Origin of the sequence: Neoehrlichia mikurensis (genome assembly GCF_019186785.1) — a bacterium.
Taxonomy (GTDB): domain Bacteria; phylum Pseudomonadota; class Alphaproteobacteria; order Rickettsiales; family Anaplasmataceae; genus Neoehrlichia; species Neoehrlichia mikurensis.
Window position 1 is genome coordinate 911,299 of the sequence record NZ_CP066557.1, and the last position, 14,413, is coordinate 925,711.

12 protein-coding genes and 1 other RNA gene are annotated in these 14,413 nt (G+C 28.8%); all 13 read left to right on the forward strand.

Annotated elements, in window-relative coordinates; genetic code table 11:
• Positions 1 to 27: 27 nt before the first annotated feature.
• The 13 genes from HL033_RS03705 to ffh all read left to right on the forward strand — a co-directional run bounded on the left by HL033_RS03705 (position 28) and on the right by ffh (position 14,275).
• A complete protein-coding gene (locus HL033_RS03705; protein ID WP_218193945.1) occupies positions 28 to 1,494 on the forward strand; it encodes a gluzincin family metallopeptidase in 1,467 nt (488 codons plus the stop codon).
• 42 nt (positions 1,495 to 1,536) lie between these two features.
• Positions 1,537 to 3,519 (forward strand): transketolase, encoded by a 1,983-nt coding sequence (gene tkt, locus HL033_RS03710; RefSeq protein WP_218193946.1) that lies wholly within the window; start codon positions 1,537 to 1,539, stop codon positions 3,517 to 3,519.
• A gap of 531 nt (positions 3,520 to 4,050) precedes the next feature.
• Positions 4,051 to 4,302, forward strand: a complete 252-nt coding sequence (locus tag HL033_RS03715; protein WP_218193947.1) for a monovalent cation/H+ antiporter complex subunit F — start codon at positions 4,051 to 4,053, stop codon at positions 4,300 to 4,302.
• Between the two features lie 12 nt (positions 4,303 to 4,314).
• Positions 4,315 to 4,605 (forward strand): monovalent cation/H(+) antiporter subunit G, encoded by a 291-nt coding sequence (gene mnhG / locus HL033_RS03720; protein ID WP_410522096.1) that lies wholly within the window; start codon positions 4,315 to 4,317, stop codon positions 4,603 to 4,605.
• A gap of 9 nt (positions 4,606 to 4,614) precedes the next feature.
• On the forward strand, positions 4,615 to 5,166 hold the full coding sequence (locus tag HL033_RS03725) for a DUF4040 domain-containing protein (protein ID WP_218193949.1): 552 nt from the start codon (positions 4,615 to 4,617) through the stop codon (positions 5,164 to 5,166).
• A complete protein-coding gene (locus HL033_RS03730) occupies positions 5,159 to 5,575 on the forward strand; it encodes a Na(+)/H(+) antiporter subunit B (RefSeq protein WP_218193950.1) in 417 nt (138 codons plus the stop codon). Before HL033_RS03725 ends, HL033_RS03730 begins: the two co-directional genes overlap by 8 nt.
• A gap of 473 nt (positions 5,576 to 6,048) precedes the next feature.
• The gene (locus tag HL033_RS03735) at positions 6,049 to 6,351 is read left to right on the forward strand and encodes a cation:proton antiporter subunit C (protein ID WP_246575362.1); all 303 of its coding nucleotides are present in this window, start codon (positions 6,049 to 6,051) and stop codon (positions 6,349 to 6,351) included.
• 130 nt (positions 6,352 to 6,481) lie between these two features.
• Positions 6,482 to 8,353, forward strand: coding sequence for an Rne/Rng family ribonuclease (locus HL033_RS03740; RefSeq protein WP_218193952.1), 1,872 nt, complete (start codon positions 6,482 to 6,484; stop codon positions 8,351 to 8,353).
• 109 nt (positions 8,354 to 8,462) lie between these two features.
• Complete coding sequence (dnaK, locus tag HL033_RS03745; RefSeq protein WP_218193953.1) at positions 8,463 to 10,391, forward strand: molecular chaperone DnaK; 1,929 nt, start codon at positions 8,463 to 8,465, stop codon at positions 10,389 to 10,391.
• Positions 10,392 to 10,438: 47 nt separating this feature from the next.
• A non-coding RNA gene (gene ssrS / locus HL033_RS04585) (6S RNA) lies at positions 10,439 to 10,596 on the forward strand.
• Positions 10,597 to 10,620: 24 nt separating this feature from the next.
• The gene (locus HL033_RS03750; RefSeq protein WP_218193954.1) at positions 10,621 to 11,076 is read left to right on the forward strand and encodes a type II toxin-antitoxin system RatA family toxin; all 456 of its coding nucleotides are present in this window, start codon (positions 10,621 to 10,623) and stop codon (positions 11,074 to 11,076) included.
• Between the two features lie 365 nt (positions 11,077 to 11,441).
• A complete protein-coding gene (locus HL033_RS03755; RefSeq protein WP_218193955.1) occupies positions 11,442 to 12,944 on the forward strand; it encodes a proton-conducting transporter transmembrane domain-containing protein in 1,503 nt (500 codons plus the stop codon).
• Entirely contained in the window at positions 12,929 to 14,275 is a 1,347-nt protein-coding gene (ffh, locus tag HL033_RS03760; protein ID WP_218193956.1) for a signal recognition particle protein, read from the forward strand. Before HL033_RS03755 ends, ffh begins: the two co-directional genes overlap by 16 nt.
• Positions 14,276 to 14,413: the final 138 nt, after the last annotated feature.

The following is a 14,413-nucleotide window of genomic DNA, read 5'->3' on the forward strand; positions in this document are numbered from 1 at the left end:
AAAGTATTTTTATGGATTGTATTGTTTATGAAGCATTATAAGTTTTTAGAGCAGGTTTTTAGTAAAATTAATATTATTGATGATATTGTAAGATTATTATACTGTAGTAAGTTGGATATTGAGAACAAGATAGATCGTATTAATACCCTTCAAGAAATCAGACAAGAAATTATTGCAGATGACATGATAGATGAGATGATTAGTTATTCCTTGAATGATAAAAAAAATCTTAATGACTGGGAAATTGCTAACTTAAATCATATACATAGAGTATATCAGCACAGCAGGAATATACCTGTCAATTTAATAAAAGATTTATCAAAGGCAAGAATAAATTGTATACAACAATGGGAATTGTTTCGTATAAAAAGCGGAACTTTACAAAGCGTGATGAATAATTTATCAGAGGTGATAAAGTTAGTATCTGAAGTAGCTAGTATCAAGTCAACAAATTTAAAAATTAACAATAAATATGATGCTCTATTAAATATGTATGATACTGATCTAAATGAAAAAAAAATAGATGAAGTATTGACTGATATTGGTGCATTTTTGCGTCAGTTTGTGCATGAAGCTGTTGAAAAGCAAAGTCATTCTAAAGTATATTATGCAAAAAATGTTGATAAAGAAAAACAAAAGGCTTTAGGAGATTATTGTTTGTCTTTATTTAAAATTCAAAGTGATACCTTTTTTAATAAGTTGTATAGTGGTTGTATTATTAAGGCAGGATATAAATTTACTATTGATTATGATGAGACTAATTATAAATACGGAATTGAAAATTTATTGAGAAATGTTGGGTATTTTTTATATGAGTTAAATTTTCCAAAGCAGTGGACTAATCAATTAGTAGGTATGTGTTCAGGAAGTATTATGTATGAAGCTCAAGGAATGTTGATGTCATATCATTTAATGCATGATAAAAATTTTATTAATTATATAACTTCTAATGTGAAAAAGTTTTTATCATTACGCGGAAAGGTTAGTACATATGAAAATATATATTCATATTTTACTAAGATTCAATCTAGTGCATTATTTAATGGATCTGATGAAGTAACTTTTCTCGCGCACATAATGTTAAGGTATACCTTGGAAAAGGAAATGATAAATGATGATTTGCAAGTAAAAGACTTACCTGATGCTTGGTCGCAGGGTATAAAGTATTATTTCAATCTTACTTCGGATAATGATTTTGAACAGTTAATGCAGGATGGTTATTGGGTAAGTGGATTATTTGGTTATGTGCCTTGTATGGCAATATCTGCTATTGTTGCTGCGCAAATTTTTGATACTATTAAAAAAAGTGATGCAGAAACTTTTGAAGAGATTTCTAAAGGGAATTTTCAAAATTTCTTTATGTGGCTCAATAAGAATTTATATTCTTATGGTGCTAAATACAGTAGTATGGTATTACTGCAAAAAATCACAAAGCAATCGTTAAATGTGGATTTTTATAAAAATTATTTAATTAATAAGTATCTTAACATATAAAATTTAGTAGTGTTTGTTAAAAGAGTAATTTTAAGTGAAGAAATGAATAAAAAATATACTGTTATGGCTAGTGCTGTAAGGATTTTATCAGTAGATGCTATACAAAAAGCTGCTTCTGGTCATCCAGGTATGCCTTTAGGTATGGCAGATGTAGCAACTATTTTATTTCATAAATTTTTAAAATTTAGTTTAAAGAATTATAATTGGTTTAATAGAGATAGATTTATTTTATCAAATGGACATGGGTCAATGTTATTATATTCCATATTATATTTTATGGGATATTTAAGTATTCAAGATATAAAGCAGTTTAGGCAGATTAATTCTTTAACTCCTGGTCATCCAGAGTATGGATGTACGCCAGGGATTGAAGTTACAACTGGTCCACTTGGTCAGGGATTTGCTTCCGCTATAGGATTTGCAATTGCAGAACGAATATTATCTCAAAGATTTGGATCTGATTTAGTTGATCATTATACTTATGTAATGGTTGGAGATGGATGTTTAATGGAGGGAGTTAGTCATGAGTCTGCATCTTTAGCAGGGCACTTGCAGCTAAATAAATTGATAGTTCTCTTTGATGATAATGGTATATCAATAGATGGGAGTACTAACTTGTCTATGTCTGATGACATAAAAACTAGATTTTTATCATACGGATGGGATGTGCAAGAGATAGATGGTCATAATTTTGATAGTATTACTCAGGCAATAGTGAATGCTAAATTAACTAATAAACCATCTATTATTTGTTGTAAAACAATTATTGGAAAATTTATGTCATCCAAAGAAAATACTTGTTCTGCTCATAGTTGGCCATTCGAGGAAGATGATGTAGAAGCAATAAGACAGCAATTAAACTGGAAATATGATGCATTTGATATACCGGAAGAGATAATGTTTTTATGGCAACAAGCTGCAAAAAGGACAGAAGTAGAATATGATGAGTGGGTAAAGAAATTTCAAGAATATAATAAGCATTCTTGTGATTTTTTAGAGGTAATTACAGATGGTGTTTCTGAAAGTGTATTTTTAGAGTTAAATAAATTTAAAACGCAGTTGCATAAATTATGTATAAATGAAGCTACAAGAAAATCTTCTGGTAGAGTATTGGAAATTTTAACAAAGATGTCTCCAAAATTTGTTGGAGGATCTTCGGATTTAACTAATTCTAATTATACAAAAACTAATAATATGAAAGTCATTGCTAAAAATGTTTTTAATGCTTCATATATACATTATGGGATTAGAGAACATGCTATGGCAGGATGTATGAATGGCATGGCTTTACATGGAGGTATTATTCCTTATGGAGGTACTTTTTTAATTTTTTCTGATTATTGTAGACCTTCTATTAGGTTGGCAGCTTTAATGAAGCAACAGGTTATCTATATTATGACACATGATTCTATAGGAGTAGGTGAAGATGGTCCAACTCATCAACCAGTAGAACATTTGATATCTTTAAGAGCAATACCTAATTTATATGTTTTTAGACCAGCAGATGCGGCTGAAGTTATAGAATGTTGGGAATTAGCATTAAGGTTAACTAAATCTCCATCGTTATTTGCACTTTCAAGACAAAATGTAAGCTACTTACGTAAGATAGAATCTAATGTTAATCTCTGTAGTAAAGGAGCATACATTATATGTGATTATGATAATCAATTAGATGTTACAATTTTTGCTACGGGTTCAGAAGTAGAAATTGCGTTAAAAGCCAAAGAAATTTTGTGTAATAGAGGATTGGGAGTTAGGGTAGTTTCTGTTCCTTGTTGGGAAATATTTGACCAGCAAAGTGAGAGTTATATATCAAATTTATTAAATAATGATAGTGTAAAAGTTGCTGTAGAAGCTGCAAGTGCTTGTGGATGGCATAAGTATATAGGTTCTAATGGAATATTTATAGGAATGGAAACCTTTGGCGCCTCAGGTAGTTATAAGGATTTGTATGAATATTTTGGTATTACTCCTGATAATATAGCAAATAAGGTATTGCATAAATTAACAAGTTTACATAAATAAATCTCTAAGTTTAAGCTTTGTTATGTAGTTATTGGGATATTTTGATATCACTCTTGATAATATAGCAAATAAGGTATTGCAAAATTAAGCAATTATAGCGTATATGAATAAATTTCTAGGGCTGCTACTATTAGCTAAAAATAGAACTGAAGAAAACTATAAGATTAGATTTTTTTTAGAAATTAAACTGTAAGTTAGCATAAAATACACAACGCTTTATATAATTTAACAAAATGTATTTTAAATAGGAAATCAATTTAAGGATTTTATAAATTTTAATCATTTTCTAAATCAATAAAAGACTTACTTAATGCTTATTATTTGTTAAGTAATATAATAAAAAAGTATTAAATTATGCAAAAACAAATGATGATTATTAATTGTAATTTTTTTATTAATATTTAAGTGCTATATTGAGATTTTGAAAAAAATATCTTAAAAATAAGTTTGTAATAGTACAATTTACATCTAGTATGTGTATTGATATTTTTAATCAAGGCTTTAGTAATTCTAATAAAATACGGGGTGATTATGGTAGTATTTACTGCATATGGCTTATTAGTATGTATGCTGTTAATGTTGGTTGTAATAATACAAGGGCATTGTATATATAATAGGATTCTTGCTGCGAATTTATTTAGTACATATACTATAGTACTTATAGTAGTATTAAGTGTTATTAAAGATACACTGTCATTTATAGATGTGGCTTTAATATATGCGTGTATTAATTTTATTGCAATTATAGGATTTATGAAATTTTTTCTTTATGATAACTTTTAGGATATATTAATGATGACATATTTTAGCTTAGTAATTATGGGATTAGGATTATTTTTGATGTTAACTGCTGCAATTGGAGTAATGAGGTTTCCTAATTTTTATACTAAAGTGCATGCTGCAGGTATAGCAGATTCATTAGGATTAGCTTTAGTTTTAAGTGGGGTGGTGATTGGGTATAATTTTTTGTCACTCTTTACAGTAAAAGTAATATTGCTAATTTTTATTTTATGGATTACCAATACTACATCTTGCTATATGTTAGCTCATTGTGTCTATTATGATAAAGATAATAATGAAAGTTAAAGAGTTGTTATGCTAGGGGATCATGTTTTTAGTTTCAATTTAGTATTATTAGTTTTGTTATTAATAACATCTTCTACTTTAATTTTTTTGAAAAACCTAACTAGTAATGTAGTTGTAATGTGTATATTTAGTCTAATTATGACTGTTTTATATTTAATTCTTGATGCGCCGGATGTTGCAATTACAGAAGCTTCTGTTGGTGCAGGATTAAGTACAGTATTAATGCTTTATGCGTTATCATTAATAAAAGTGCAAATTGCAATAAATAATAATTGTATTGTAAAGCTGTTTATTGCAGTTATATGTTCAGTGTGCATGTTATTAAGTTTATTGTACGCTATTAATGATCTTCCAGAATTTGGCAGTTTTTACTCTGCTGCAAATCAGAACGTTGTACCATACTATATGCAAAATACAAATAAATATATGGGTATTCCTAATGTAGTTACGGCAATTTTAGCTAGTTTTCGTGGGTATGATACATTATGTGAAACAATAGTTGTATTCACAGCAGCATTATGTGTGTTTTTGTTATTAAAAAGAGAAAATATTAATGATTAAAAATATTATTTTACGTACTATTGTAACTTTTATGATGCCTATTATACTTTTATATGGATTATATATTCAAGTACATGGTGACTATAGTCCAGGAGGAGGATTTCAAGCTGGTGTGATTATTGCATCAGTTATAATTTTATATACTATGGTATTTGGGATTAATTCTGTTTTTAGAATAATGTCGATATCTAATATTAGGTTGATTGGAGCTATAGGGGTATTAATGTATATTGTTACTGGTATTATTACTATGTGTTTTGGCAGTAGGTTTTTATCTTATTCTGTATTGCTAAGTGATTCTTTGGCAGCGCAGCAATTAGGTATTTTTATTGTAGAGCTTGGTGTAGGAATGGCAGTATGTAGTTCTATGATCAGTATTTATTTGAGCTTTGTATCAAGAAAAAAATAGGGTGACGTGTTTTATTATGGTAATTTTTAGATATTTGTATTTTATTACATGATGTAAATTTGTATATAAATAGGTTTATTATACTTAATTAGCTTTTTTTAATGAATGATATTATGTGTTGGTAATAAAAGTAGATTAATGAATGATTTTATTGATAATAAATGGTAGGTAATGTATTATATTATATTGTAGGGTTATGCTGCTGAATAATACAGTAGTTTTTTTTATATGATTAAAAAGTGTAAGTTACCAATAGTGATCTAGCTAGGTGTGTTTTAGGTATGAATAATTTGTCTTGTGTAAATTTTCGTAATGCTGTAGGGTTGTATTATTAATAATACAGCATTTTTATATTGTTAAAATGTGTCTACCGATAGATGTTCTAAGAGGTAGGTGTAGTTTAGGTATAGATAGTTTTTATGTAGATTTGGGTTAATGCTGTGGGGGTTTATTATATTAATTATATAGTATCAATGATATTAATGGTGATAGGATTATATATTACTATTGTTGATGAGAATTATGTAAAAAAATTACTGGGATTAAACATTTTACAATCTTCTGTGTTGTTATTTTATATATCTATAGGGTATGTTGCAAATGCTTCAGTTCCTATTTTAAATTTGCATGCTACTATATACAGCAATCCATTGCCTAGTGTGCTAATGTTGACAGCAATAGTAGTAGGAGTTGCAACTTTTGCAGTTGGACTTTCAATTATTATTAGAATAAAAGAAGAGTTTTCACATATTCAAGAAAGCAAACTGCATGTATAAGATTTAGTGGTAATTATTTTATGTTATATTATTGAGCATTAGCTTACATAGTTTAATTATTTGTATATTGTATTGTCAATATGTTTTTTTTGTATTGTTTCTTGGATTATTAAAGAGTGGTGTGGTTTTTGTGTCAAATCATGGTAAAAGAATATTAATCGATGCAGTATGTCCTGATGAGGTAAGAGTTGCAGTATTATCCAATGGCCAAATTATAGAATTTGATCAAGAGATAAGAAATAAAAGACGACTTAAAGGAAGTATATATTATGCTATAGTAAAGCGTATAGAACCATCTTTGCAAGCAGTATTTATAGAATATGGCATTAGTAAGCATGGGTTTTTGCCTTTTTCCGAGATATCAGTTGAATATTATCATATTTCTCAATGTGAAAAAGAAAATTTACTACAGTTAATGTATAATGAAGATCAAGATTTTGCAAAAGATGTTGTAAGAAATGATGATAAACTTGAAAGCGTATACGGAGATAATGACCAATATGAAGGTAGTATAGACATAGATGGCAATAACATTATAGATGATAAAATTAGTTGTCATAAGAAAGAAATGAATTTACGGGGTAATAAGTCAAGAGCTCTTTTTTATAAAATGTATAAGGTGCAAGATGTAATTAAAGTTGACCAAAAAATTATGGTACAAATTATTAAGGAAGAGCGTGGTAATAAATGTGCAACTTTTTCTACATTTATTAATTTAATAGGTAGATATTGTATATTTATGCCTAATTCTGGTAAAAAAAATAGTGGAATATCTCGCCGTATAGATGATGCTAATGATAGAAAAAATCTGAAAAATTTACTTAATACTATAAAATTACCTAAGGAATCAGGTGTTATTATTAGAACCGCTGGTCAGCATAGGAATCAAAAAGAAATAGAACAAGATTTGTTATATCTACAATCTATATGGAAGAATATATATAATAATTGTTCAAACGTTAATCCTCCTGCGCTGCTTTATATTGAGGGAGATATTATTAAACGAACATTGAGAGATTTTTGTGATGAGAGTGTTCAAGATGTTATTGTTTCAGGTAATGAGGCCTATGAAATAGCAAAAGAATGCGTAAAATTCATGTTTAGAAATAAGCTGCGTTTAAAATTATATAAGGGAAGTATACCAATTTTTACATATTATAAAGTTGATTCTCAAGTGATTGATTTATATAGTAATAAAGTAAATCTTCCATCAGGAGGATATTTAATTATAACATCTACAGAAGCTTTGGTATCTATTGATGTTAATTCTGGACGTATGACAGGTGAAGATAGTATTGAAGAGACTGCATATAAAACAAATATAGAAGCAGTCAAGGAAATTGCGAAGCAAGTAAATTTAAGAGGGTTATCAGGATTAATAGTTATAGATTTTATTGATATGTTAAAATATCGTTATTGTAGAGTAGTAGAATCCGAACTTAAAGAAGCATTTAAATATGATAGAGCAAAAGTACAGTTTGGTTGTATTAGTGCATTCGGATTGATGGAGATATCAAGGCAAAGGGTTAAACAAAGTATATTTGAGGCCAATACCATACAGTGTACACATTGTAATGGAGTAGGGCGGGTAAGATCTTTAGAATCAATATCAGCTGATATATTAAGGGAAATTAGATATTCTGCAAATAAGCATAGGAATAAAAGTATAAATATAAATGTTGTTACTAATGAGCAAATGATCTCTTATATCTTTAATAATAAACGTAATCATGTATATGATATTGAAAAAGAATTTAATGTTATTATAAAATTATCAGTTAATCGGGTATTTAATATTTCTGATTTTAGTCTTAGTATAGAAAAAGGGTGCGAGAAGGATGTTTATAGTGAAGATGTAGTAAATTTATTTACTGTGAATTATAAGAATACTAAAATTATTGCAAGTGTTGAAAAAGATCGTGATATGAATCATAATGTTAAAAATAATCATGTAGATACATGGAGCAGAAAGTGGTTACGTAAGATATTTTATGCATCATAAATTTTCTTAATCTATGTAAAGAATGGGGGTTGTAATATGATAATTTGGTGATTATATGATACATCAAGTTATTGTTGATTTTTAGAGGTTTCTTAGGGGGAAGTTTATTATGGCTGTTATAGGTATAGATTTAGGTACAACAAATTCTTGTGTTGCAATAATGGAAGGAGGAGATGCTAAGGCTATTGAAAATAGCGAAGGCGCTAGAACAACGCCTTCTATAGTTGCATTTACTGATGCTGAAAGGTTAGTAGGTGACTCTGCAAAGCGTCAAGCTACTACAAATGCTAAAAATACAATATATGCTAGTAAAAGGTTGATAGGCCGCAGGTATCAAGATATTAAAGATATTAAATCATCATATGAGATTGTATCTGCTAAAAATGGTGATGCATGGATTAAGATACGTGATAAAGAATATTCTCCTAGTCAGATAGGTGCTTTTATATTAGAGAAAATGAAAGATACTGCAGAAAGTTATCTTGGACATAAGGTTGAGAAAGCAGTGATTACAGTACCTGCTTATTTTAATGATGCTCAACGTCAAGCAACAAAAGATGCTGGTAGGATAGCAGGGCTTGATGTTATTAGAATAATTAATGAACCTACAGCAGCAGCATTAGCGTATGGGTTAAATAAGAGTGATAGGCAAAAGGTAATAGTAGTATATGATTTAGGTGGTGGAACTTTTGATGTTTCAGTGCTAGAAATAGCGGATGGAGTATTTGAGGTCAAAGCAACAAATGGTGATACCATGCTTGGCGGGGAAGATTTTGATTATGCAATTATGAATCATTTAATGGAGCATTTTAAAAATGAAAATGGTATAGACTTAAGAAATGACTCAATGGCGGTTCAAAGAATAAAAGAAGCATCTGAAAAAGCTAAAATTGAGTTATCTAGTAGAATGGAAACAGATATAAATCTTCCTTTTATTTCAAGTGATAGTAGTGGTCCTAAGCATTTAAGTTTAAAGTTAACAAGAGCGAAATTTGAAAATTTAGTCACTAATTTAATTGATAAAACAATAGCTCCATGTCAAAAAGCATTAAAAGATGCAGGTATTTCTGCAGATAAAGTAGATGAGGTAGTTTTAGTTGGTGGAATGACTAGAATGCCTAAAGTAATACAAAAGGTAAAAGACTTTTTTGGGAGAGAGCCTCATAAGGGAGTTAATCCTGATGAGGTAGTTGCAATTGGGGCAGCAATACAGGGCAGTATACTTTCTGGAGATATTAGAGATGTTTTATTGCTAGATGTTACACCATTATCATTAGGTATTGAAACTTTAGGTGGAGTTTTTACGCGGCTAATTGATCGTAATACAACTATACCTACAAAAAAGTCACAGATATTTTCTACTGCAGAAGATGGTCAAACTGCTGTAACTATTAAAGTCTTTCAAGGGGAAAGAGAAATGGCCATTGATAATAAATTATTAGGTCAATTTAGTTTAGAAGGTATTCCTTCAGCGCCTAGAGGTATGCCACAAATTGAAGTGACTTTTGCTGATACATGCACTATACCATTAGCATCTATATCAAAAGTCACTTCAATTTGTGGCATACCTCTAGGCGCTGAAGGAAAAGAGCAGGCAATAAAAATACAATCTTCTGGTGGATTAAGTGATGATGAAATTAAAAAAATGGTTCAGGAAGCACAAGAGAAAGCTGAAGAGGATAAAAAGCGTAAAAAATTTGTTGAAATGAAAAATAATTCAGAAAATCTTATACATTCCACAGAAAAATCTCTTAAGGAGTATGGGGATAAAATTTCTGAGTCTGATAAATCTGGTATAGAAAACGCTGTTAAGGAATTAAAAGATTGTATTAATAGTGACAATATAGATGATGTAGAATTAATTCAACAAAGGTTTGATCATTTATCAAGTATGTCAATGAAGTTAGGGGAAGTAATATATTCTGCTAATAATAGTAAGTCTTCTGATAATGCTAGTGGTAATACGACAAATAATGCAAGCAGTGAGGAAAAGGTTGTTGATTCAGATTATCAAGAAATTGATAAAAATGATAAATAATTTTTAATAATTTGACGTGTGTACTATATAATGCTATAAGTAGGGTGGAGGTGCTGCATTGTACGTTGAAGTTAATAGTTCCTCGAGCCCGTTTTATTTTTTTAGGGAACTGTCACTGTCAGTTCATTAGCAATTGTTATATAGTGCCCACGTTAACTTATGTCTCAGGATACTCAGAGAATGCGGCGGCAAATGCGGCTCTTCCTTCTGCTTCTTTGTGTTATGTATTATGTTAGATGAATATAGGTTTTATAGTGAAGATGTCATGGATTTTTTTGCTATAGATTTATTTTCTGTAGTACTAGATATAGAAAAATATCCTGATTTTCTTCCATGGTGTAAATCAGTATACATTAGGGAGCGTAGAGATAAGTTTATTGTTGCAGATTTACTTGCAAGTTTTAAAGGTATCAAAGGGAGTTATTCATCTTATATACAATATTGTGCTCCTACTTCTACTAATGATGGGTGGATAAAAATAGAATCATTAGAAGGTATTTTTGATTTTTTGTATAGTAACTGGGTCTTTGTACCTTATGATGGTAAAAAATCACTAGTAAAGTTTTCTATAAACTGTTCTTTGAAGTATAAGGCTCTGCATTCTGTGTTTAATTTTACTTCTCCTGTTATACAGAAAAGCTTAATCCTAGCTTTTAAAAATAGAGCAAGCGATTTATTTAGTTAAACAGCTAATAGTTTTTCAAACAATAAGAACATAAAATTTGTGTTATTTTTTATATAAATCAAAATTCTGTAATTCTTTATTTAATAAACATAATGGTATATAAGTGATTTTTTTATAGCAAAGTTTAAAAATAGATTGATATGCTGTTAGTATGGTAAAACTTTATTATGTTTTATGACGTAGATGGAGTTTTGATATATTGTCAGTTATACAATAGTTCTTATGTGAACTAATATGATTGGTAATATTGAAGTCTTTGTATTTATTTGATGATAAAATTAGATTTACTGTGGCCTTATAATTATGTTACATAGGTGTGTAGCTTATTTATCTGTGTTTCATTGTTACTTAAAGCGGGTATATTGATGTCAAAAATTAGTGTGTATTTAAATTTTTTGAATTCAAATAATGGTATTTTATTAATAGCGTTTTCTTTAGCAATGTTTTTTATTTTTTTATCCTCAAATAGTATTGGAAAACGTGAAATGATAATTTATCTGCTATATTATCTTAGTAATTCCATGGCGATATTATCTTCAGATATTATTATAGTGGTGATTGTATTTGAATTTATGGCATTATGTGCATTGTTGATTATTGCTATTAGTTTATCTAAAGAAAGATATAAGGCATTTATTCATTATGCATGCATCCATTTTTGTGCCGGTGTTTTTTTGCTTATAGGAATATGTCAGTTTTCTTTTTTAAAAAATTTGAATCATGTATCAGCAGCTTCGTTTTTTATAGGATTATTGATTAATGCTGCAGCGTTCCCTATGTCTTCTTGGGTTACACATTCTTATCCGATAGCTTCTAATACTGGAATGGCAATTTTATCAGTATTTACTACAAAAACTGCTGCTTATATTATGTTAAAGCTATTTCAAGGTAGTGATATTTTATTATATGTAGGTCTAATGACATCTATATATGGAGTAATTTTTTCATTATTAGAAAATAATATTAAAAAGTTACTTTGTTATAATTTGGTTGGACAGATGGGATTATTGCTTATTAGTATAGGATTTAATCACATGATAGTAGTTGAAGTTATTGTTCTACAGATAGTACTATCTATGTTGTATCAGTTATTGTTGTTTATGATTGCCAATGCAATAATAAAGAACACAGGTATAGTTAATATTAATGACATGGGTTGTATGTTAAAAACAATGCCTCTAGAAGGAATATGTTGTTTTATAGCTTTATTAATAATGGGGGGATTTCCAGGTACAAGTGGATTTATTGTTAAAACAATGATACTGCATAACATAGAGTTAGGTGGCTTGCAAGATATAATATTTGGAAAGTTATTTTTTATTTGCAGTATATTATTGCTGGTTAGTGCAGGATTTAAGTTTTTTTGGTTTGTTTTTCTTTCTAATGTACAATGTGTTACTAAAGTAGCAAAAAGTGAATTTTTGACTCAAGTTTCAATATTAATATTGACTTGTATATTACTTATATCTGGGTTCTTTTATAAAAAATGCTTCTTTTTTGTAGATAATATAGGTAGCCATTTTTATTATACTTATGATAAAGTATTTTTTCAATGTATTACTTTTTTAGTTGCTGCATTGTTTTTTTATTGTTTTTATAAAAAGTTTAAAGGAATAACAAGTTTTAATATGGATATAGATTGGATTTATAGATCATTTTTGTTAAATATTATATTAAAATTTTATGCTTTTATCTTGTATATTTGTAATATCTTTGCTAACTTAAGGGGTGATATATTATATGTGATTAAACTGTGTAATAATAAAGATGTAATAAAAAATTGTGGTATTACATCTTTGAGTCTTGCTGTTATAATGAGTATGTTGTTTATTAGTAGTGTAGTTGTATTTTTATGTTTGAGTCGTTAACAAGTAGTTTATCTGCTGCATTTCAAAAATTGAATAGTAAGCGTGTAATTTCTGATAAAGATTTTGATTGCACGATGCAGGAGGTAAGTAAAGCTTTAATTGATGCTGATGTTAACTTAAAAGTAGTTAATGATCTTATTGCTAGTGTAAGAGATAAGGTTATTGGTGAAAAGGTAATTAAAGGTGTTCTTCCTGGGCAGATGGTTATAAAAAAAATGGAAGAATATTTAGTGAATGCTTTAGGAAATAATAAAAGTGAATTAGATATTACAAGTAGTCGTCCTGCTGTAATTATGATGGTGGGATTACAGGGTGTTGGTAAAACCACTAGTACTACTAAAGTTGCATTAAAGCTTTGTAATAAACAAAAAAAGGTATTAATGGCTTCTTTAGATATTTATCGTCCAGCTGCACAAGAGCAATTACAAATTCTTGGTAATCAAGCATCAATTGATAGTGTCTCTATAATTAAAGGCGAGTATCCCATTGATATTGCTCAAAGGGCTTTTAAAGATGCACAGCATGGATGTTATGATGTTTTAATCTTAGATACAGCTGGAAGATTGCATATTGACAAGGATATGATGCAAGAACTACAAGCTATTAAAAATAAGGTTTCTCCTTCTGAAGTTATATTAGTTGTAGATTCCATGATGGGGCAAGATGCAGTAAATGTTGCAAGTGCTTTTCATAAAGATCTTGGTATTACTGGTATTATACTCACTCGTACAGATGGTGATACAAGAGGTGGTGCAGTTTTATCAATGAAAATGGTAGTTGGCTGTCCAATTAAGTTTATTACTACTGGTGAAAAATTAAATGATATAGATGATTTTTATCCTGATAGAATAGCAAAAAGAATACTTAATATGGGTGATATTACTTCTTTAGTGGAAAAAGCTACAGAAGTTGTTGGGAAGGAAGCAGTAGATGAATTGCAAAAAAAAGCACAAAAAGGTAATTTTGATCTTAATGATTTTGTTGCTCAATTAAAAGCCTTGAATAAAATGGGTGGTATTGCTAGTATATTGAAATTTCTTCCAGGTTTTGATAATAATATCAAACGACAAGTATCAAGTATGGTTGATGATAGTAAGATTAATCAGTATATTGCAATTATTAATTCTATGACAAAACAGGAAAGGTGTAACCCAAAAATACTCAATGGTGCTCGTAAGCTTCGCATCTCAAGAGGTGCAGGGGTTACAGTAAATTCCATAAATATACTTTTAAAACAATTCTATCAAATAAATGGTGTTATTAGTAAGTTTAGTAAAATGAATTCTGAACAATTTAAAAATATCGATATAATGAATTTATTGAAAAATTGATCATTTTTATGATCATTATGTATGTTATTATTCTTAGGAAATTAAATTCAATAAGATGAAGGATATTAATTAAAAGCATGGTCTGTAAGATGTGTGTTTTATTGTAGATTTTAATTTCAATACTTTATAAAAAGATAA